17 protein-coding genes are annotated in these 20,213 nt (G+C 61.5%); 14 read left to right on the top strand and 3 right to left on the bottom strand.

The window, feature by feature from the left end:
- Positions 1 to 20: 20 nt before the first annotated feature.
- The gene (locus D0T11_RS13420) at positions 21 to 1,019 is read right to left on the bottom strand and encodes a DUF3078 domain-containing protein (RefSeq protein WP_119656309.1); all 999 of its coding nucleotides are present in this window, start codon (positions 1,017 to 1,019) and stop codon (positions 21 to 23) included.
- An 86-nt stretch (positions 1,020 to 1,105) separates the two neighbouring features.
- Entirely contained in the window at positions 1,106 to 1,531 is a 426-nt protein-coding gene (mscL, locus tag D0T11_RS13415; protein WP_119656318.1) for a large conductance mechanosensitive channel protein MscL, read from the bottom strand.
- Between the two features lie 254 nt (positions 1,532 to 1,785).
- On the opposite strand from mscL, the gene D0T11_RS13410 reads away from it, so the two are divergent.
- The 7 genes from D0T11_RS13410 (at position 1,786) to D0T11_RS13380 (ending at position 9,898) form a co-directional block, all read left to right on the top strand.
- Positions 1,786 to 2,574 carry an enoyl-CoA hydratase/isomerase family protein gene (locus D0T11_RS13410; RefSeq protein ID WP_119656308.1) on the top strand — a complete coding sequence of 263 codons (789 nt, stop codon included), beginning with the start codon at positions 1,786 to 1,788 and terminating at the stop codon, positions 2,572 to 2,574.
- A 123-nt stretch (positions 2,575 to 2,697) separates the two neighbouring features.
- Positions 2,698 to 4,197: a polysaccharide biosynthesis C-terminal domain-containing protein gene (locus D0T11_RS13405; RefSeq protein WP_119656307.1), complete on the top strand. Its 1,500-nt coding sequence runs from the start codon at positions 2,698 to 2,700 to the stop codon at positions 4,195 to 4,197.
- Positions 4,198 to 4,275: 78 nt separating this feature from the next.
- On the top strand, positions 4,276 to 4,710 hold the full coding sequence (dut, locus tag D0T11_RS13400) for a dUTP diphosphatase (protein ID WP_119656306.1): 435 nt from the start codon (positions 4,276 to 4,278) through the stop codon (positions 4,708 to 4,710).
- Between the two features lie 154 nt (positions 4,711 to 4,864).
- Complete coding sequence (locus tag D0T11_RS13395; RefSeq protein ID WP_119656305.1) at positions 4,865 to 5,878, top strand: sugar phosphate nucleotidyltransferase; 1,014 nt, start codon at positions 4,865 to 4,867, stop codon at positions 5,876 to 5,878.
- A 118-nt stretch (positions 5,879 to 5,996) separates the two neighbouring features.
- A complete protein-coding gene (locus D0T11_RS13390; protein ID WP_119656304.1) occupies positions 5,997 to 7,808 on the top strand; it encodes a tetratricopeptide repeat protein in 1,812 nt (603 codons plus the stop codon).
- Positions 7,801 to 8,562, top strand: coding sequence for a DUF4292 domain-containing protein (locus D0T11_RS13385; RefSeq protein WP_119656303.1), 762 nt, complete (start codon positions 7,801 to 7,803; stop codon positions 8,560 to 8,562). Before D0T11_RS13390 ends, D0T11_RS13385 begins: the two co-directional genes overlap by 8 nt.
- Complete coding sequence (locus D0T11_RS13380; RefSeq protein WP_245990862.1) at positions 8,546 to 9,898, top strand: murein hydrolase activator EnvC family protein; 1,353 nt, start codon at positions 8,546 to 8,548, stop codon at positions 9,896 to 9,898. Before D0T11_RS13385 ends, D0T11_RS13380 begins: the two co-directional genes overlap by 17 nt.
- 310 nt (positions 9,899 to 10,208) lie before the next feature.
- Here D0T11_RS13380 and D0T11_RS13375 read toward each other — a convergent pair whose 3' ends face one another.
- Entirely contained in the window at positions 10,209 to 11,162 is a 954-nt protein-coding gene (locus tag D0T11_RS13375; RefSeq protein WP_119656302.1) for a GAF domain-containing DNA-binding protein, read from the bottom strand.
- 320 nt (positions 11,163 to 11,482) lie between these two features.
- On the opposite strand from D0T11_RS13375, the gene D0T11_RS13370 reads away from it, so the two are divergent.
- From D0T11_RS13370 to D0T11_RS13340, 7 genes are all read left to right on the top strand, one after another.
- The gene (locus D0T11_RS13370) at positions 11,483 to 11,707 is read left to right on the top strand and encodes a Sec-independent protein translocase subunit TatA/TatB (protein WP_119656301.1); all 225 of its coding nucleotides are present in this window, start codon (positions 11,483 to 11,485) and stop codon (positions 11,705 to 11,707) included.
- Positions 11,708 to 11,719: 12 nt separating this feature from the next.
- Positions 11,720 to 12,094 carry a Sec-independent protein translocase subunit TatA/TatB gene (locus D0T11_RS23485; RefSeq protein ID WP_119656300.1) on the top strand — a complete coding sequence of 125 codons (375 nt, stop codon included), beginning with the start codon at positions 11,720 to 11,722 and terminating at the stop codon, positions 12,092 to 12,094.
- A 114-nt stretch (positions 12,095 to 12,208) separates the two neighbouring features.
- Positions 12,209 to 13,648: an Asp-tRNA(Asn)/Glu-tRNA(Gln) amidotransferase subunit GatA gene (gatA, locus tag D0T11_RS13360; RefSeq protein ID WP_119656299.1), complete on the top strand. Its 1,440-nt coding sequence runs from the start codon at positions 12,209 to 12,211 to the stop codon at positions 13,646 to 13,648.
- A 252-nt stretch (positions 13,649 to 13,900) separates the two neighbouring features.
- Positions 13,901 to 15,880: a LysM peptidoglycan-binding domain-containing protein gene (locus D0T11_RS13355; RefSeq protein ID WP_119656298.1), complete on the top strand. Its 1,980-nt coding sequence runs from the start codon at positions 13,901 to 13,903 to the stop codon at positions 15,878 to 15,880.
- 144 nt (positions 15,881 to 16,024) lie between these two features.
- Entirely contained in the window at positions 16,025 to 16,678 is a 654-nt protein-coding gene (locus D0T11_RS13350; RefSeq protein ID WP_147374650.1) for a hypothetical protein, read from the top strand.
- 312 nt (positions 16,679 to 16,990) lie between these two features.
- The gene (locus D0T11_RS13345; RefSeq protein ID WP_119656296.1) at positions 16,991 to 17,584 is read left to right on the top strand and encodes a hypothetical protein; all 594 of its coding nucleotides are present in this window, start codon (positions 16,991 to 16,993) and stop codon (positions 17,582 to 17,584) included.
- 158 nt (positions 17,585 to 17,742) lie between these two features.
- The gene (locus tag D0T11_RS13340; RefSeq protein ID WP_119656295.1) at positions 17,743 to 20,019 is read left to right on the top strand and encodes an NADP-dependent malic enzyme; all 2,277 of its coding nucleotides are present in this window, start codon (positions 17,743 to 17,745) and stop codon (positions 20,017 to 20,019) included.
- Positions 20,020 to 20,213: the final 194 nt, after the last annotated feature.

Here is a 20,213-nt window from a genome sequence, read left to right as displayed (position 1 = left end):
CAAAGTTAGTTCGGCCGGGATTAAAACTTGTAATTCAGGCCGATACCCAGCGTTTCCTTGAACTGAATCCGGCGGCCGCGGCCGTCGGAAATGCCATCGTTATTGCGGTCGACGGGAACGAGCACGTCGTCATCGTAAACCAATAGGGTGGTAACGCTGGCACTGAAGAACTTGTTCACTTTGAAGTCGACCAGGTTCTCCCAGTTCACGTCGATATTCTGGGGATTGTGAAAGTAGTTGCTGAATAGCTCCAGCTTGGTGGTGTAGGTGATGTTGGTGGCCAGCGTGTGCCGGTAGCGGGCGTTGAGGTAGGCCCCGATTTCGGCCCGTAGCTGTTGTCCGGTCCCGGGTAGCGGGCGGCCGTCGGCCGCCAGGCGGGCCGGGCGCACCCCAAATGCCCCCGCATCGGCCAGCCCCTGGTCGGCGACGACGGTAAACTTTCCGGTGGCGGGCGAGAGCAGCAGGGAAAAATCGGTGTTGGGCCGGTACTCTACGCCCAACGAGGCCAGCAGGTAGGCCGGCGCGAAAAAGCGGGACAGCAGCGAATCGGGGTTCTCCAGGGAGGTAGTGGGCGTGAGCTGGGTTTTGAGGTTGAGCTGGGCCGCGTACGACAGCGTTTGGGTGAACTGGCGGGCGTAGCGGCCGTTCAGCTCCAGGCGGTCATCGTTCTTGCGCAGCCGGCCTTTGCCCGCCTTCAGCACCCCGTACACCAGGTTGGCGGCCAGGTCGAAGGTGTGCTCCGGCCCCCGGTAGTGCATATACGTATTGCCGGTAGCCAGCAGGGAGAGGGAGCTTTGGCCGCCGGGAGCCCAATTGTAGAGGCCCACCTGGCTGAAGTTGAGCGTCCCGGCCCCGCCCCGTTGCCAGCCCTGCACGGTATCCACGGCCGCCGACAGTTTGAAGGTGGGCAGCGGCATCGGGGCACGGTTGGGGGTGGTTTGGGCCAGTACCGGGCCGGCCAGCAGCACCAGCACAAACAGGAACGAGTTTCTCAGAGCACGGGCAGCGGCAAGCAACATGGGGAGCGGAGCATCAGATTGTAAAACAGACCGGCCCGGGCTCAGCGTGCTGAACCCGGGCCGGTCGAAATTACCACATAATAGCGCTAACCCCGGGTGCGCAGCGCGTCCCGGATTTCGGTCAGCAGCATTTCCTCCCGCGTCGGGGCAGGGTCGGGTACGGCTACCACCACCTGCGGCTTCTTGAAGCGGTTGGCCAGCTTCACAATCCAGAAAATGGCGAAGGCCATGAGCAGGAACGTGATGATGGCGTTCAGAAACTGTCCGTAGTTGATGGTTGCAGCCTTGGCTTCTTTGGCCGCTTCCAGCGAGGCATAGGTTTTCCCGTCCAGCGCCAGGTACCACTGCTTGAAGTCCAGCCCGCCGGTGAGCAGCGTCAGGATGGGCATCAGGATGTCGTCGGTCAGCGACTTGACGATGCCGTTGAACGCTCCGCCGATGATAACGCCGACGGCCAGATCGAGCACGTTGCCTTTTGAGATGAACTCCTTGAATTCGGAAACAAAGCCCATAAGCTGGAAGTAATTGAGGGTGAAGGACAAGGGAGAGAAGCGGCAAATATATACATTTCCCAATCTGGCGCTAGTCTGGTCCTAGGGGGTCGGAGTGGGAGAGGTGAAATTACGCACAAGCGGCCGGTTGGCGGCTACTCTTTCGCCCAACCGGGCCGGATACGCCGCCAACTGAGCCGGCGGCGAGTTCAGCGGCCGGTGGCCCCGGTGGCAATTCGTTCTATCTTTGCCACCGTTCCCACCCATCTTCCGCCATGACTACTTTCGCCACCCTATTGTATGAGCTGGAAGCCGAAACCGGCATCCTGACCATTACCCTCAACCGTCCCGACAAGCTCAATGCCCTGAACGCGGCGACCATCGAGGACATCCGCACGGCCATCCAGCGCGCCCAGGACGATCCGCAGGTGCGCGGCGTTATCCTGACGGGCAGCGGGGCCAAGGCCTTCGTGGCCGGGGCCGATATTGCCGAGCTGACCCAGCTGGACGAAATTTCGGCCCGCCGGGCTTCGGAGCGCGGGCAGGAGGCATTCTGCTCCATCGAGGAGAGCTCCAAACCCATTATTGCGGCCGTGAACGGGTTTGCCTTGGGCGGCGGCTGCGAGCTGGCCATGGCCTGCCACCTGCGCGTGGCCGCCGAAAACGCCCGCTTCGGCCAGCCCGAAGTGAACCTGGGCCTGATTCCGGGCTACGGCGGTACCCAGCGCCTGGCCCAGCTCGTGGGCAAGGGCAAAGCCATCGAGCTGCTGCTCACGGCCGACATGGTGAAGGCCGACGAAGCCCTGCGCCTGGGCCTGGTGAACCACGTGGTGCCCCAGGCCGAGCTGCTCAGCTTCACGCGGGCGCTGCTGCTGCGCATCCTTACCAAAGCCCCCCTGGCCCTGGGCCTCTGCCTCGACTGCGTGAATGCCTACTACGACCAGCAGCGCCAGGGCTACCAGACGGAAGCCAACGGGTTTGCCCGCTGCTTCGGCTCCGAGGACTTCCGCGAAGGCACCGCCGCGTTTTTGGAGAAGCGCCCGGCGGCCTTTACAGGCAATTAAGAATTAAGAATTAAGAATTAAGAATTTTCAGCTGCCTCGTTTCATCTTCACTTAGGTGATACCAGAGCAGGACTGCCTTTCTTACTTCCTACTTCCTAATTCTTAATTCTTAATTGAATTAAGATGAGCGTAGCGAAAAAGCTGGCCTCGCAGACGGCAATTTACGGGGTGAGCAGCATTGTGGGCCGGGTGGTCAACTTCCTGCTCGTGCCCGTGTACACCGGTCGGTTTGCGGCGGCGCAGTACGGCATTGTTACGGGGTTGTTTGCCTACGTGTCGTTTTTGAACGTGGTGTTCACCTACGGGATGGAAACCACGTTTTTTCGCTTCGCCAACCGCCCCGGCACCGACCGGCAGGAGCTCTACGACCGGGTGATGACGCTGCTGCTGCTCACGACCGGGGGGCTGACGCTGGGCCTGATGCTGCTGGCCCAGCCCCTGACGCGGCTGCTGGAGCTGCCGCCGGGCAATGAGCGCTACGCCCTCTGGATTGCCGTTATTCTGGGCCTCGATGCGCTGGCGGCCATTCCGTTTGCCCGGCTCCGGCTCGAAAACAAGGCCCGTAAATTTGCTGCCATCCGGCTGGCCAACATCGGGCTCAATGTGGGCCTGAACCTGTTTTTCATCGTCTTCTGCCCCGATGTGCTGGCCGGCGACTACCTGCCCGGCCTCGCCCCGCTGGTGCGGGCCGTGTACGACCCGACGATGGGCGTGGGCTACGTGTTTCTGGCCAACCTGGCAGCCAGCGCCTTTACGCTACTGCTGCTGGGCCGGGAACTGCTCGATTTCCGGTTCCGGCTGAGTCTGGAGCCGCTGCGGCCCTTGCTCAAGTATGCCTACCCGATTATGTTTATGGGGCTGGCCGGCATGGTAAATGAAACCCTCGACCGGATTCTGCTGCCCCGCTGGCTGCCCCAGGGCTTCTACCCGGGCCAGAGCAGCCTGGCTGCCGTGGGCGTGTACGGGGCCTGCTACAAGCTCAGCATCCTGATGAGCCTCGTGATTCAGGCCTTCAAGTACGCCGCCGAGCCGTTTTTCTTCGCTCAGGGCACCGACAAGAACTCGCCCCGCACGTTTGCCCTGATTCTGAAGTGGTTTACCCTGAGCTGCGCCATGCTGTTTGTGGGTGTGAGCGTAAACCTGGATCTGGTGGCCCGCCTGTTTCTGCACGGCGATGAATACTTGCAAGGCCTGGCCGTAGTGCCGGTGCTGCTGCTGGCCAACCTGTTTCTGGGCGTGTACTGGAACCTGTCGGTGTGGTTCAAGCTCACCGACAAAACCTACTACGGCACCTACCTGGGCTTCGCGGGCGCGGTGCTCACCATTGCCCTCAACTTCCTGCTGATTCCGGTGCTGGGCTACATGGGCTCGGCCCTGGCTACACTGGCCTGCTACTCCATGATGGCCGCTTTGTGCTGGTGGCTGGGCGAAAAGCACTTCCCGGTGCCCTACCCGATGGCCCGGCTGCTGCTCTGGCTGACGCTGGCCGTGGGCGTGGTGGGCCTGAGCTGGTACGCGCCCGTTGGGCCGGGCTGGGGCCGCTACGGTTTCCACGCCCTGCTCACGCTGGGCTTTGTAGGGGCCATTGCCGCCGTGGAAGGCCGGCGGCTGCGCAGTATCTGAGGGTTTTGAGCGGCGAGCTGTAAAACGTGCTTGCGGCTTGAAGCTTGTGGCTTATAGCCCAAAACGTACCTTTGCCCCATGCAGATTCCCGTTATCAACCGCTCCCGGCACGCGCTGCCCGAATACCAGACGGCCCACGCGGCCGGCCTCGACGTGCGGGCCAACCTCGACGCGCCGGTTACGTTAGGGCCTTTGCAGCGCGCCCTCATCCCGACGGGCCTGTTCCTGGAAATTCCGGTGGGCTACGAAATGCAGGTGCGGCCCCGGAGCGGGCTGGCCTACAAGCACGGTATCGGCCTCGTCAACAGCCCCGGCACCATCGACGCCGACTACCGGGGGGAGCTGCAAGTGCTGCTCGTGAATCTGTCGGACCAGGCGTTCGTAGTACAGGATGGGGAGCGGATTGCGCAGCTCGTGGTAGCCCGCCACGAAGTTATTGCCTGGCAACCGGCCGAGGCCCTTTCCGAAACCCAGCGCGGCACCGGCGGCTACGGCAGCACGGGCTCCGCTTAATTTTTTTAATTAAAAATTAAAAGTGAAAAATTAAAAATTGACATTTGAAATAGCTGTTTCATTCATGGATGCAGAAGTCCGCGTAACGTCATTTTCTCCTTTTTTCATTTGCGATTTTTAATTTTTCACTTTTAACTTTTAATTAATTTTCAGCATGAAAATTATCGTTCCGATGGCTGGCATGGGCAAGCGCATGCGCCCCCACACACTTACTGTTCCCAAGCCCCTGATCCCGATTGCCGGTAAGCCCATTGTGCACCGGCTGGTGGAGGATATTGCTAAAGTGTGTGGCGAGCCGGTTGAGGAAGTAGCCTTCATCATCGGGCGCGGCTTCGGCAGCGCGGTAGAGAAGGACTTGGTTAAGATTGCCGAATCGGTGGGCGGCAAAGGCACGATTCATTATCAGGATGAGGCCCTGGGCACCGCCCACGCCATCCTGTGCGCGCAGTCGGCGCTGAATGGGCACGTGGTGGTGGCTTTCGCCGACACGCTCTTCAAAGCCGATTTCATCCTCGATTCGTCGGTAGACGGCACCATCTGGGTGCAGCGCGTGGACGACCCCAAGCCCTTCGGCGTTGTGAAGCTCAACGACCAGGGCCAGATTACCGACTTCGTGGAAAAGCCCCAGACGTTCGTTTCCGACCTGGCCATCATCGGCATCTATTACTTTAAGGATGGTGAATACCTGCGCCAGGAGCTGCAATACCTGCTCGATAACAACATCACCGACAAGGGCGAGTACCAGCTCACCAATGCCCTGGAAAACATGCGCAACAAGGGTACCCAGTTCGTGCCCGGTCGCGTAACGGAGTGGCTCGACTGTGGCAACAAGGACGCCACCGTGTACACCAACCAGCGCTATCTGGAGTTTTTGCAGGAGCGCGGCGAGGACCTGGTGGCCCAATCGGCTACCATCACCAACTCCGTAATCATTCCGCCGGTGTATATTGGCGAAGGTGTGGTTATCACCGACTCAGTTGTGGGGCCGCATGTATCGTTGGGTGCGGATACCAAAGTGAGCCGCTCAGTTGTTGCCAATGCCATTGTGCAGCAGTCGGCCACTCTGGAGCACGCCAACGTGGCGGGCTCCATGATCGGCAGCCACGCCACCGTAGCCGGCCGCCCGCACGATTTGAGCGTGGGCGACTTTAATACGTTGCGCCTGTGATGCTTTTGCGTCTCCTGACGTTTCAGTAGCGCGGCCCCCATCGCAGGGGCACGGCGTGTTGGGTTAGGTTTTACTTGTTTCCAATCGGCGGCCCCCTGCGGGCCGCGCTACTGCGTTCATGAGTCGATTCAGTACGTTTTTCATCTTACTGCTGAGCCTGTTGCTGGCCGGACCGGGCTATGCGCAGCAAGTTCCGGCTCCTGCTGGCAAGCCCTCCAAAGCCAAGCCCCACCGCCTCACGCGCAAGGAGCGCAAAGAGCTGGCCCACCGCGCGGCTCTGGAAGAAGTGACGCGCCAGCGCGTGAACCTGTCGCCCAAAGACCGGGAGTTAAGCGAGTCTTATTTCGTGGACGGCATCCGGTTTCTGCTCCTCGAAGACTACAACAAGGCCCTGGAGCGGCTACTGAAAGCGTACGCCATCAACCCCACCAATGCGGCCATCAACTACAAGATTGCCGAAACCAACCTGCTGAGCGGCAACCTCCAGGATGCCACCAACTTTGCCCGCGTGGCCGTAAAGCTGGACGCCCAGAACCCCTACTACTACCTGCTGCTGGCCCAGATTTATGCCTCCCAGAAGCAGTACGACGAGGCGGCCCAGATTTACACTACGCTGGTCAGGACGGTACCCAACTCCGGCTATTACCTGTTCAACCTGGCCGATTTATACATGGCCCAGGGCAAGTTCGAGGAGGCCCTGACCACCTTTGAGCAGGCGGAGCAGAAGTTTGGCCCCCTAGACGAAATTTCGTTTAAGAAGCAGCAGATTTACCTGCGCCAGAACAAGCCCGACAAGGCCTTGCAGGAGGGCGAGTCGCTGATGAAGACCAACCCCGATGAGGTGCGCTACGTGTTGGCCCAGGCCCAGCTCTACGCCACCAACCGCCGGTTTGCGGAGGCTATCCGGGTGGCCGAGCAGGCCCTCCGGCAGGACCCCGACAACCCCCGGGCCCGCATGATTCTGGCCGACGTTTACCGTCTTCAGAACAATCAGCCGGAGTCGGAGAAGCAAATCAAGCTCGCCTTTGCCAGCCCCGGCCTGGACATCGACGACAAGGTGCGCATCCTGATCGATTACGTGAAGCAGCTGCCCAACCCGGCCCTCAACGAAACGGCCCGCGAGCTGGCCGCCATTACCACCCGGGTGCACCCGCGCGAGGCCAAGGCCTTTTCCATTGCCGGCGACATCGAAACCGTTACCGGCAACCGCACGGCCGCCCGCGCTAATTACCTGAAGGCCATCCGGCTCGACAACTCCCGCTACCAGATCTGGCAGCAGGTGGTGCTCATTGATGCCGAGCTGAGCCAGGTGGATTCCCTGCTCACCCACACCGGGCAGGCCCTGGAGCTATTCCCGAACCAGGCCCCGCTCTGGTTTTACAATGGCGTGGGCTACCAGTTGCAGAAGCAGCCGGCCAAGGCCGTAAAATCGTTGGAGTACGGCCGCAAGCTGGCCACCGACAACCCCGAGCTGCTGGCCCAGTTCGATACCCAGCTCGGCGACACTTACCATGAGCTGAAGGACTACCCCAAATCGGACGCGGCCTACGAGGCGGCACTGGTGTTCGATGCCAACAATGCCCAGGCCCTCAACAACTACAGCTACTTCCTGTCGTTGCGAGGCGAGAAGCTGGACCGGGCCAAGGAAATGGCGGGCAAGCTGGTGAAAAACCACCCCGACAACCCCACCTACCTCGATACTTACGCCTGGGTGCTGTACCGTCTCAAGGATTACGACGGGGCCCGGCTCCAGCTCGAAAAAGCGTTGCGCAACACGTCCGATGCCACCGTGGTAGAGCACTACGGCGACGCACTCTTTCAGCTGGGCGAAGTAGACAAGGCCCTTGCCGAATGGCAGCGGGCCCGCAAGCTGGGCGGCGCGTCGTCGCTCATCAACCGCAAGATCAAAGACAAGAAGCTATATGAGTAACCGCCTCGTGCTGGTGCTGCTGAGCGCCCTGGTGCTGTTGGGCAGCTGCAACCGCAAACTGCTCCCGGCCCGCACCAAAACCAGCTCCTCGGCCTCCATGCCGGAGGCCGTGCGGGCCGCCAACGTAGACTTCCGGTTTATGACGGCCAAGGGCAAGGCCCAGTTCGGCGACCAGGCCGGCAACATCAACCTGCGCATCCGCAAAGACAGCGTCATCTGGATTTCGGCTTCGCTGATCGGCATTGAGGGCGGCCGCATCTACATCACCCGCGACTCGGTGCAGGTGCTCGACAAGCTCCACCGCGAATACTACGCCGGCGACTTTGCCTACCTGAGCCAGCGACTGAACGTGCCTATTACCTTTGACATGTTGCAGGCCCTGCTGCTGGGCAACTACCTGGCCCCCATCAGCCCAGCCACCCAGCCCGTCATCACGACCGAAGGCCCCGTGCAGCGCATTCGCTACGAGCAGGCCGGTCTGCTCATCATGCAGCTGGTGGATCTGGCCCAGGGTCGGCCCCAGCAGCTGCAGGTGCAGTCACCGGCCACCGAAAACCAGCTGCTGGTGGAATACTCCGATTTTCAGCCCCTGGAAAACAACCCGCAACCGTTTGCCTTCACGACTGCCGTGCAGATCAAGCAGGGCAAATCGGCTCCCACGATGCTCACGCTGACCTATCGCGCCGTGGATGTGGACAAGGAGCGGCTACAGTTCCCGTTCTCGGTTCCGAAAGGCTATGCGCGTAAAAAGTAACTCTTGGCTGCTGACGGTGCTGTTGCTGGCCGGGCTGGCGGGTGCCACTGCGCCCGCCTGGGCGCAGCGTACCCGGAGCAAATCGAAGGCCCAGCTGGAGCGTGAGCGGCGCACCACGCTCCAGCGCATCCAAGAAACCAGTCGTATTCTGGCCCAGACGCAGGAAAAGAAGCAGGCTTCGGTGGGTCAGCTAAACGCTATTCAGGAGAAGCTCACCGTTCAGCAGGGGGTTATCAAAAACATCAGCTCGGAGCTGCACTACATCGAAACCGACGTGCAGCAGACCGAAAGCCAGGTGCAGCGCACGCGCCAGAGCCTGGAGCAGCTCAAGGCCGAATACGCCCGCCTGATTTACGCGGGCTCCAAAACGGCCAACGGCTACAACCGGCTCATGTTCCTGTTCGCCGCCGAGTCGTTCAACCAGTTCATGCTCCGCCTGCGCTACATCCGTCAGTATACGGAGGTGCGCCAGGCCCAGGCCGCCCAGATCGTGAGCACCCAGCAACGCCTGAGCACCCAGTTGCTGGGCCTGAAGGCGAAAAAAGAAGAGAAGGGCTCCTTACTGAACACCCAGCTGTCGGAGAAGCGCACGCTCACCACGCTCAAAACCCAGCAGGATCAGGTCATTACCAAGCTCACGCAGCAGGAGCAAGGGTTGCGCAAGGAGCTGGCCGCCCGGCAGCAGGCCGTGGGCCGGCTCGACAACCTGATTGCCCAGCGCGTACGCGAGGAAATTGCCCGCGCCGCCCGCGAGGCCGCCCGCAAAGCCGCCGCCGCCAGGGCCCGGGCCGCCGCCGCCGCCGCTGGTCGCAGCCCGGGCACAACCTCCCGTACGCCCGCTACTGCCGCTGCCGAAGCCGCCGCCGCCGAAAGCGCCGAGCGCGTCGACCGCGTGACGCTGACGCCCGAAACGGCCAAGCTGGCGGCCTCCTTCCATGAAAACCGGGGCAGCCTGCCCTGGCCGGTGGGCAAGGGCTTTATCAGTCAGCGCTTCGGACGCCACAACCACCCGGTGCTCAAAAACGTGGTGGTGGAAAACCGGGGTGTCGATATTCAGACCAATGCCGGCGAGCCAGTGCGGGCCGTGTTCAGCGGCACGGTGCTCACGGTGGCCAGCGTACCCGGCATGGGCACCATCATCATGGTTCAGCACGGCGACTACTTCACGGTGTATGCCAAGCTGCGCAGCGTGAGCGTGAGCGAGGGCCAGACGGTATCGGCCCGCCAGCCCCTGGGCACCGTGGCTACCAACGCCGAGGGCACCTCCGAAGTGCAGTTCCAGGTCTGGCACAACAGTGCTAATCTCAACCCCGAAAACTGGCTGGGCCGCAAGTAGTACTGGTTGATGGTGGGTGGATTACGGTTTTGGGCGGGTTATCGGAAAGCTAAAAACCCTAAACCACCACCCACCAAAAGGCCAAAAAAAACACCGTACAGAGTACGGTGTCTTTCCGAGCTATGAAAACAAACTTAGCTATCAGAATCCCTCCCCTGCCGCCGCCGGGGGCCAAAACCCGCGGCAACCAACAGGGATAATCCCCGATAACCAGTCGAAAGATACGGGGGGGGATGGCGGCTGGTACGTCAAATTCGCTGAATGATGCTGTTCGCTCGGTGAAGCCGAGAAATTGAGGTGCGGCGCGGGGCTAGATAAGATTCAGCCGGCTCAGCAGGGCTGCTTTGAAGGAGCTGCCGATGGGCACGGGCAGCAGGCTCGCCGCGCCTTCCACGCTGCGGCCGGCTTCCACAATTACCGCGTCGCTCTCAATGGCAATTATCCGGTCCAGGCGCACGATGTACTTGCGGTGGACGCGGGCGAACTCGCGGGTGGGCAGTTTGACCTCCAACTCCTTCATGGTGCTGTACACGGTATACCGCTCCCGGCCCGAGTAGATGTTCACGTAGTCGCCCAGGGCTTCTACGTAGCGGATATCAGTGGTTTTCACCCGGATCAGCTTGTGGTCCTGTTTGATGAAAATTTCGTTTTGCCCCCCGTTCAGGTAGAGCGACTCGGCGGTATCGTTGGCCATGCGGAGGAGCCCTTCCAGCTTGCTGCGTTCTTCTTCGAGTAAAATGCGGGCCCGGCGCAGTTCTAGGTGGGCCACTACTTCCCGGGCCAGAATGCAGAGTGCTTCGCGCTGGGCTTCGGTGAGCTGACGCGGCACCGTGTCGATGGCACAGATGGTGCCCAGCGCCAGGCCTTCGGGCGTGATGAGTGGGTAGCCCGCGTAGAACCGGATGTGCGGTTCGCCGGTCACCAGGTCGTTGTTTTCGAACAGCGGATTCCGGCGGGCATCTTCCACCTCGAACAAGGTATCCGACTCGATAGTGTACTGGCAGAAGGCCATTTCGCGCGGGGTGCTGTGGAGCCACGGCAGGCCGGTGCGGGCCTTAAACCACTGTCGCTCCTCATCGAGTAACGATACCAGGGAAATGGGGGTATCGCAGATAAAGGCGGCCAGCTTCACCAGATCATCAAACGACGACTCGGGCGGCGTATCCATTATCTGATAGGTGCGTAGCGCCTCCAGCCGCCGGGCCTCATCGGCGCGCGAGGCCGATTTGCGCTTGCGGGAAGAGGGAAGCTGTTTGGTAGGCATTAAAAGAGGTGTCGGACGTGAAAAAGAATGCGAGCGGCAATGCGTCTTTTCTTCAAATAAGCCCACAAAATCCCGCACTTGCCCCGTTAAACCGTTGAATAAGCGGATTTGCCTGATTAATGAATTTCTTTTCTGGTTGGACCCGATTGGGGTGGATGAAGAGAAAATAAACCCGCCCGCTGCCCCGGCCCGGCCCGCAGAAATGGGGCCGCCGGCGGAACTGTTTTTCAAATTATGCGGTACCTTTACCAATCCCCCAGCGTACAAGGCTGCGTATACTCAGCTTTGACACCCTAAACCTGGCCGCACGGCCTGTTGCTATGAACTTTGCCACCCTTTTGCTTGGAATCGGTAATTTTGGCGGTACCGAAATCCTGCTTATTGCCGTTGTCCTGATCCTGTTGTTCGGGGCCAAGCGCATTCCGGAGCTGTTCCGGGGCATGGGCCAGGGCATCCGCGAATTCAAGGACGCCTCCAAGGAGGAAAAGCCCGAATTCCGCGACCGTCCGGTGAACCCGAACGACCCTACGGCTCCTCGTCAATAATCCCCCGCACTCATGCACACGCCTCTTTTTCTTTTCTTAGGTGACCTCGGTGGCGGTGAGCTGATGCTCATCATGGTGGTTATCCTCATTTTCTTCGGGGCCAACAAAATTCCCGAGCTGGCCCGGGGACTGGGCAAGGGCATCCGCGAATTCAAGGATGCTTCCCGCGAAATCCGCAGCGAAGTGGAGAATTACGGCCAACCCCAGCAGCAGCCCTACCAGCAGCAGTTCAACCAGCCCCCTTACCAGCCCGAAGCGGCTCCGGCCCCGCCCGTAGCGGAGGTGCCGGCCCCTACCCTGGCCCCGCCCATGGATGGGGGGAGTATTCCGCCTGTGGCACCCGCTGCCCCGGCTGAAGAGCGCCCCCGCCTCGATCAGCTGAGCTAATAAAAACAGAACCGCCGGTAGCGAAACCTACCGGCGGTTCTGTTTTTTGCCCGCCGGAGTCGTATTTTCGCGGCACTGCTCCTTACTTCAGGCTTCGTACTTAATCTTTTCGTCTTGAGACGCTTCAACTCCCTCACGGAAGTTCGCCACGAGCTGGCGGCAGGCACCACGTCCTGCCGCCAGCTCGTGGAGTATTATCTGGATAACATCCGCCGCAAACAGCACCTCAACGCCTTCCTGGAAGTGTGGCCCGAGGAAGCCCAGGCCCAGGCCGCCGCCGTAGATGCCAAGCTGGCCGCCGGTACGGCCGGCCGGCTGGCGGGCATGGTCATCGGCCTGAAGGACGTGCTGGCCTACGAGGGCCATGCCCTGCAAAGCAGCAGCCGCATCCTCGACGGCTTCAGGTCCTTGTTCACGGGCACGGCTGTGCAGCGGTTACTCGACGAAGACGCCATTGTCATCGGCCGTCAGAACTGCGACGAGTTTGCCATGGGCGCCTCCAACGAAACGTCCTACTTCGGGCCGGCCCGCAACGAGCTGGACCCCGACCGGGTGCCCGGCGGCTCCTCGGGCGGCTCGGCGGTGGCCGTGCAGGCCGATCTGTGCCTGGCTTCCATCGGCTCCGACACGGGTGGCTCGGTGCGGCAGCCGGCGGCTTTCTGCGGCATCGTGGGCTTCAAGCCCACCTACTCGCGCATTTCCCGCTACGGCCTGATTGCCTACGCCTCGTCGTTCGACCAGATTGGCACGCTCACGCGTTCGGTGGAAGACGCGGCCCTGCTGCTGGAAGTGATGGCCGGCCCCGACCAGTTCGACAGCACCGTGAGTCAGCGCGCGGTACCGGCCTATAGCCAGCAGCTCGCGCCTGCGCCCCACTACCGCATCGGCTACATCCAGGACTGCCTGGAGCGGCCGGGCCTGAACCCCGAAATAAAGGCGGCCACCGAACGGGCGCTGGATCAGTTGCGCGGCCAGGGCCATCTGGTGGAGGGAGTGGAGTTCCCTTACCTGGACTTTATCGTGCCCACGTACTACATCCTGACCACCGCCGAAGCCAGCTCCAACCTGAGCCGCTACGACGGGGTGAAGTTCGGCTACCGCGCCCCCGACGTGACGGACCTGGAGTCGCTGTATAAAAAAACCCGCGCCCAGGGCTTCGGTCCCGAGGTGCAGCGCCGCATCCTGCTCGGCACCTTCGTGCTCTCGGCCAGCTACTACGACGCCTACTACACCAAGGCTCAGCGGGTGCGCCGCCTTATCAAGGAGAAAACCGATGAGCTGCTGCGCGACTACGACTTTCTGGTGCTGCCCACCACGCCCACCACGGCCTTCCGCATCGGCGACGTGAACAAGGATACGCTGGCCATGTACCTGGCCGATATTTTCACGGTGCAGGCTTCGTTGGCGGGCGTACCGGCCATTTCGGTGCCCAACGGCCAGGATTCCGAAGGCCTGCCCATCGGCCTCCAGATTCTGAGTGGGGCCTTCCGCGAGGAGCACCTGCTGGCCTTTGCCAGTTCGTTTACCCAGGCGTCGGCTCCGCAGGTAGCGTAGCCGGCAGGGCCGATAAGTCCGTTGCGGCATGGGCGGAGCGAGTGGCCGGCGGTAGCTGATTCTGCTGACGGGGGTTGCGCACTCTGCCCATGCCGCAACCGACTTCTGCGCTGTTTCGCCCGCCCGGTTGGCTGGCCGGGAGTACCGGCGCTGGCTTTTCTGATAATCCGTGCTATTTTTGGTAAACACGCTGGGCTCAGGCTCAGCGTTTTGCGTCTTTGGCTTACCGGCCTTCTTTCCTAAGCAAGTAAGATGAAGAAGAAGCTGATGCGGGCCGCAGTTCCCGTTTTACTGGCCGCCCTGCTGGCCCGCTCCGCCGAGGCTCAAGTGCGCCCCAACCTGCCCCCGCAAGCCCCCGGCTCCGCTGACTCGCTCCGTGTGAGCCTGGAGTTGCTGCCCGATTCGCTGGCTGCCGTACCCGCTGCTCCTGACTCGGCGCGGCTGGCCTGGCTACGCACCGCGCCCGAGCTGCGCGACCTGGTGGGCGACCGGATTGGCTGCCTGGAAACCGATGTACCCCACGTGTTCAACAACCACGTGCTGTCCTTTGTACGCCTCTTTACCGAGCGCCAGCGGGCCTATACCCAGCGGGTGCTGGAGCGGGAGAACCTCTACTTCCCCCTCTTCGAGAAGTACCTCACCAAGTACAACCTGCCCACCGACCTCAAGTACCTGGCCGTGGTGGAGTCGGCCCTGGTTCCGACCGCCAAATCGCGGGTGGGAGCTACGGGGCTCTGGCAGTTCATGGGGCCTACCGCCAACGACCTGCGCCTGCGCCGCGACGACTGGGTAGATGAGCGCATGGACCCCGAAAAGGCCACTGAGGCCGCCTGCAAGCACCTGCGCTACCTCTACGGCGTGTTCCACGACTGGGAAATGGTGCTGGCCGCCTACAACTGGGGCGCGGGCAACATGCAGCGGGTAATGCGCAAGACGGGCAAAAGCACCTACTGGGAAGTGCATTCGAGTTTGCCGGCCGAAACCCGCAACTACGTGCCCACCTTCACGGCCCTGCTGTACACCATGAAGTACGCCCAGGCCCACCAGCTGCACGCTCCCACGCTCAAGTACCAGTATGCGCAGGTGATGGATACGCTCCAGCTCGGCGGCCGGGCCTTCGACCTCACCCGGCTGGCCCGGGCCTGCGGCTACGACGATTCGCTGGCACTCCTGCGCCTGAATCCGGAGCTGCGCAAGCCCTACCTGCCGGCCGGCTACCGGAATTACACCCTGCTCCTGCCCGCCGCCGCCCGTCCGGCCCTGGCCGTTGCCGACCGCCACACGCTGTTTGCTTACTGCCAGCCGGTGGCCGATTTGCCCCGGCCACTGGCTCCGCGCGCCGTGGCCCTGAACGGAGTCAGGGCTTTCCCGGGCCGCAGCCTGGTGGCCGACGCGGCCCCGCGCGAGCCGGTGCACGACGCGTCGCCGCGCTTCCGCCGCGTGCGCCACACGGTGAAACAGGGCGAAACCGTAGCCTCCGTGGCGGCGCGCTACGATGTGAGTAGTGCCCAAGTGCGCCGCTGGAACGAGTTGGGTAAAAGCGCCTCCCTGGCGGGCCGTCGGCAGCTCGTGGTGTTCGTAGCACTGCCGCCGGAGCCTGCCGCCGCTACGGGCAGCGTAGCCGCCGCGCCCGCGCTGCCCCGGCCCGTTGTGGCCCCGGAGCGCGTAGCCGCCAGCAAACCGGCCCCACCGGCCGAGGTGCCCGCCACTGCCCCGGAAACTGTGGCGGTGGCCCCGCCTCGCCCGCAACCCCGGTCGTCGGCCCGGAATGGTAGCCGGGTAGCGCCCGCAGAGACACTGGCTGCCGCCGATGACTCGGTACCGGCAACCTACGTGGTGCTGCCGGGAGACTTCCTGGAGAAAATCGCCACGGCCAACGGACTGACCATTGCGCAGCTGAAAGCCTGGAACCAGCTCACTAGCTATGTGCTCCAGCCCGGCCAGACGCTCAGCCTGCGCGCCGCTACCGAAGCCGCCGAAGATTTGGCCGAAGCCACCCGCGAAGTGGCTGCGGCCGCCCAGGCTCCGGTACGCCGCGCCGCCCGCCCGGTTCCGGCACCAACTGCTTTGGTGGTGCCGCCCGCGCCCCAGCTCCATCTGGTGCAGCCCGGTGATACGCTCTATAACATCTCGCGCCGCTATCAGGGCCTGACAGTGGAAAAGCTCCGGGAACTCAACCACCTGCAATCCGACGCCGTGAAGCCCGGCCAGAAGCTGATTGTGAAGAGCTAACCGCATTATGTGCTTATCCGGGACGTAATGACCCTATAATTCTGAAGTGCCCCTACTGGGGCACTTTTAATTTCAGGAGCATGCAACCCCCTAATGGCTGGGCTGGTCAGCCCGTTACCCACTAACCCTTCATTCTGTCACGTTATGAAAACGCACATCCGCCTTCCCTTTCTTGCTTACTTAGTCACTAGCTGCGGTCTGTTGGTGGGTACCACCGGCTGTCAGAAGGAAACTGCCATCCCGGTGATTCAGGAGGCAGAGCCCCAGCCCGCCCTGTTCGATTTCAGCCGCCAGTTCACCACTGCCGCTGGTGACACCGGTATCAGCCAAACGTATCCCGCTTCCGGCGTCAGCTATCAGGCACAACGCCTGCCTGCGGGCCTGACCGTTCTGCTCTCGCCGAAACCCGACTTGCTGGTGGCCGGCCCAGGAGCAGACCCTGGCGCGAAGGATTTTGAAACGCTTTCGTTTAGTATTCCAACGGCTCAACTCACTACGGCCGGCACGGGAGTTTACCCCCTGGTTCCGGCCGGAGCCTCTTTCGAATACCGCTACGGACGGCGCTACGGCACCGATCCTGGCACAACTTCGATGAGCTATCGAAGCAGCAATACCACCTACTCGGGCACCATTACGGTTACCAAATACAGCCAGCAACATAAGGCAATCAGCGGCAACTACGAACTCAGGCTCACCAGCATCCCTCATCCAGTGTACCAGCTTGGCAGCTTGCCCGCTCCCGACCGGGTGAATGCCACCATCAAAGGCACTTTCACCGATTTGCTTCTCACCCGCTAACACCACAAAAAAGGGGCATAGCTTTCTTTTCGCTTAGTTTTGCTTCAACTTAACAAACGACCACGTAAACGAAGTGCCCTTAGCCCAGACGCGTCAGGCCGCCTGCGAGCGATTGATTCCGCTCGCAATGGCTTAAAACCAATTCGCCAACAGTATCCCCTACGATAAGAACCCTGTTATTTGATTTGTAAATATAAAACCAGTTAAACGGAACTTTTTTTGCTCGTTTTGGCACGGTTGTTACGAACCGCCTGTTATCCCCTAATCTCAACTTCCCCGCTTATGTCACCCCGTATCCTACTATTCGCTTCTATGCTCACGACTTCGCTGCTGGGCACTTCCTGCAGCAAAGACTGCGACCCTACTCCAGAACCCGTTGCGGCGACGCACATTCAGGCCGCCACCCTGAATGTGTTCTTTGAATACGCCGGCTCTGCCGACGGGCGCTCGGTAAGCTACTTGGCTGATAAGCCAACCGGACAACTAGCTTCCGACCGGCTTACCCTGACGCTCAACAATACATTTCCTGCTGTCGGGCCTTCCGATAAAGTGGTATTCGTGCTGGCTAAAAGCCAGCAAAAGCCTGGCCTGGTTGGCACTTACTCGTTGGCTTCCCAGCCCGATGCCAGCAAGGGCGACGTGCAGACTACCTTCTTTCGCTACAGTTCCATCAAGGAAAACACGGACAATTACGTAGCCAGCAACCTAAACCAGCTGAGCGGCTCCTTCATCATCACGGCCTACGACGCTGCCCGGCAACTTATCAGCGGTACTTACGAAATCAAGGCGGCCGGCATCCGCGACGTCTTCACGTTCCGGCCCAATTTCGACTCCAACCCCGATTCGCGTCGCTTGGGCGACTTGCGGGTGCACGGCAGCTTCCAGGAAATTCCACTGCTCCCGTAGCGTCCGCTGCTCCTATTCCCCGGAACCGAAAAGCCCCAAACCCTGCCCGGTTCGGGGCTTTTCGGTTCCGGGTGGGGCGTGTACCTTTGAAGCTGGCTCATTTTGCCGCATCTTGCTTCCTTGACCTTTTTTCGGAAGCTCAACCATTGCCCCGCCTCATGCTCAAGATAAATAAACAGGACGCCCTCGATTACCACTCCCGCACGCCCGCCGGCAAAATTGAAGTGGTACCCACCAAGCCCGTCAGTACCCAGCTCGATCTGGCCCTGGCCTACTCGCCGGGTGTGGCCGAGCCCTGCAAGGAAATTGCCGCCGACAAGGATGCCGTGTACAAGTACACGGCCAAGGGCAACCTGGTGGGCGTTATCAGCAACGGTACGGCCGTGCTGGGCCTGGGCAACATCGGGCCCGACGCCTCCAAGCCGGTGATGGAGGGCAAGGGCGTGCTGTTCAAGAAATTCGCAGGCATCGACTGCTTCGATATTGAGATTGACGCCACCGACCCCGACGAGTTCATCCGCATCGTGAAGTCGCTGGAGCCCACGTTCGGTGGCATCAACCTCGAAGACATCAAGGCCCCCGAGTGCTTCCGGATTGAAACGGCCCTGCGCGAGCAGATGAACATCCCGCTCATGCACGACGACCAGCACGGGACGGCCATCATCTCGTCGGCCGCCCTGCTGAACGCGTTGGAAGTGGTGGGCAAGAAGATTGAGGAGATTCAGCTGGTGGTGAGTGGGGCCGGCGCGGCCGCCATTTCCTGCCTGCGCCTGTACTTGGCTCTGGGCCTGAAGCGCGAGAATGTGGTGGTCTTCGACAAGGACGGCCTCATCACGCCCCGGCGCACCGACCTGGCCGACATGCAACTGTTCTTCGCCACCGAGCGGCCGATTTCCACGATGGCCGAAGCCCTTGATGGGGCCGATATGTTCCTGGGCCTCTCGGCCGGCAACGTGCTGGTTCCCGAGTGGCTGCTGAAAATGGCCCAGGACCCCATCGTATTTGCCCTGGCCAACCCCGATCCGGAAATTCCCTACGAGCTGGCCATGGCCACCCGCGCCGACCTGATTATGGCCACCGGCCGCACCGACCACCCCAACCAGGTGAACAACGTGCTGGGCTTCCCCTACATTTTCCGGGGCGCACTGGACGTGCGGGCCACCGAAATCAACGAGGAGATGAAGCTAGCCGCCGTGAAGGCCCTTTCGGACCTGGCCAAGGAGGCCGTGCCCGAGATGGTGAACCGGGCCTACGGCGACAACACGCTCAGCTTCGGCCGCACCTACCTCATTCCTAAGCCCCTCGACCCGCGCCTGATTACCACCGTGAGCCCGGCCGTGGCCCGGGCGGCCATGGAAAGCGGCGTGGCTCGGGTCCACATTACGGACTGGGCCGGCTACGAGGACGATATCCGGGCGCGGCTGGGCGTGAACCAGAAGCTGATGAACCGCATCACGTCGGCGGCCCGCAGCAACCCCAAGCGGGTGGTGTTTGCCGAGGGCGACAACTACAAAACGCTCAAGGCGGCCCAGATTCTGCGCGAGGAGGGTATTGCTTTCCCCATTTTGCTGGGCAACCGCAACAAGATCGAGCGCATTGCGGCCGAAACGTCGCTGGACCTAGAGGGCTGCGAGATTATCGACATTATCCGGGAAGAGGCCAAGCGCGAGGAGTATGCCGAGCTGTTCTACCAAAAGCGGCAGCGCCGGGGCATCACGCTGTATGAGGGCCGCCGGTTGCTGCGTGAGCGGAATTACTTCGGCTCCATGATGCTGGAAACCGGCGCGGCCGACGCCTTTATCACCGGTCTGAGCAAGGACTACGGCAAGTCCATCATGCCCTCGTTGCAGGTGATTGGCGTGGCCGAGGGCACCAAGCGGGTGGCCTCCATGTACATCATTCAGCACAAAAAGGGGCCGTTCTTCTTCGCCGATACCACCGTTAATATCGACCCGTCGGCCGAGGATATGGTGGGCATTATCGGCCTGACGGCCAACGCCGTGAAGTTCTTCGACACCGAGCCCCGGGTGGCCGTCATCAGCTACTCCAACTTCGGCTCCAACCCCGGCGAGCTGCCCGACAAGGCCCGCCGCGCCACCGAGCTGGCCAAGCAGCGCTACCCCGACCTGGTACTGGACGGCGAAATGCAGGCCAACACGGCCCTCAACGCCGAGCTGCTGCGCGAGCAGTACCCCTTTTCGGAGCTGGCGGCCAAGGGCGGGGCCAACACCCTCATTTTCCCGAACGTTATCAGCGGCAACATTGCCTACAAGGTGCTCCAGGAAATCGGGGGGGCGGAAGCCATCGGGCCGGTGCTGATGGGCATGCGCAAACCGGTACACATCCTGCAACTTGGCGCTTCCATCCGCGAAATTGTGCACATGGCCGCTATTGCCGTGGTAGATGCCCAGCAACCCGGCGGCAAAGGGTTGTAGTTAGCGCCTAGGAGAAACGTCATTCCGAGCGGAGCGAGGAATCTGGCGTGCTGTCGTTGTATGAACATTTCAACGACAGCACGCCAGATTCCTCGCTCCGCTCGGAATGACGTTCTTTTTTTGGGATCTTTCCTGCATTGGCCGCCACGCTGCTTGCTACCCGTTCAGAATCTGTCCCTTCATCCGTTCATCAT

The sequence above is a fragment of the Hymenobacter rubripertinctus genome, assembly GCF_003583925.1.
Taxonomy (GTDB): domain Bacteria; phylum Bacteroidota; class Bacteroidia; order Cytophagales; family Hymenobacteraceae; genus Hymenobacter; species Hymenobacter rubripertinctus.
The sequence above is the reverse complement of the archived record's forward strand: the minus strand, read 5'-3'. Positions and strand labels throughout refer to the sequence as shown.

Bases quoted from the DNA above. Each gene is read 5' to 3' on its own strand.
- D0T11_RS13420 (WP_119656309.1), bottom strand. From the start codon at position 1,019: ATGTTGCTTGCCGCTGCCCGTGCTCTGAGAAACTCGTTCCTGTTTGTG.
- D0T11_RS13390 (WP_119656304.1), top strand. From the start codon at position 5,997: ATGAGTCGATTCAGTACGTTTTTCATCTTACTGCTGAGCCTGTTGCTG.
- D0T11_RS13350 (WP_147374650.1), top strand. From the start codon at position 16,025: ATGAAAACGCACATCCGCCTTCCCTTTCTTGCTTACTTAGTCACTAGC.
- D0T11_RS13340 (WP_119656295.1), top strand. From the start codon at position 17,743: ATGCTCAAGATAAATAAACAGGACGCCCTCGATTACCACTCCCGCACG.
- dut (WP_119656306.1), top strand. From the start codon at position 4,276: ATGCAGATTCCCGTTATCAACCGCTCCCGGCACGCGCTGCCCGAATAC.
- D0T11_RS13355 (WP_119656298.1), top strand. From the start codon at position 13,901: ATGAAGAAGAAGCTGATGCGGGCCGCAGTTCCCGTTTTACTGGCCGCC.
- D0T11_RS13370 (WP_119656301.1), top strand. From the start codon at position 11,483: ATGAACTTTGCCACCCTTTTGCTTGGAATCGGTAATTTTGGCGGTACC.
- D0T11_RS23485 (WP_119656300.1), top strand. From the start codon at position 11,720: ATGCACACGCCTCTTTTTCTTTTCTTAGGTGACCTCGGTGGCGGTGAG.
- D0T11_RS13405 (WP_119656307.1), top strand. From the start codon at position 2,698: ATGAGCGTAGCGAAAAAGCTGGCCTCGCAGACGGCAATTTACGGGGTG.
- D0T11_RS13410 (WP_119656308.1), top strand. From the start codon at position 1,786: ATGACTACTTTCGCCACCCTATTGTATGAGCTGGAAGCCGAAACCGGC.
- D0T11_RS13385 (WP_119656303.1), top strand. From the start codon at position 7,801: ATGAGTAACCGCCTCGTGCTGGTGCTGCTGAGCGCCCTGGTGCTGTTG.
- mscL (WP_119656318.1), bottom strand. From the start codon at position 1,531: ATGGGCTTTGTTTCCGAATTCAAGGAGTTCATCTCAAAAGGCAACGTG.
- D0T11_RS13345 (WP_119656296.1), top strand. From the start codon at position 16,991: ATGCTCACGACTTCGCTGCTGGGCACTTCCTGCAGCAAAGACTGCGAC.
- D0T11_RS13375 (WP_119656302.1), bottom strand. From the start codon at position 11,162: ATGCCTACCAAACAGCTTCCCTCTTCCCGCAAGCGCAAATCGGCCTCG.
- D0T11_RS13380 (WP_245990862.1), top strand. From the start codon at position 8,546: ATGCGCGTAAAAAGTAACTCTTGGCTGCTGACGGTGCTGTTGCTGGCC.
- D0T11_RS13395 (WP_119656305.1), top strand. From the start codon at position 4,865: ATGAAAATTATCGTTCCGATGGCTGGCATGGGCAAGCGCATGCGCCCC.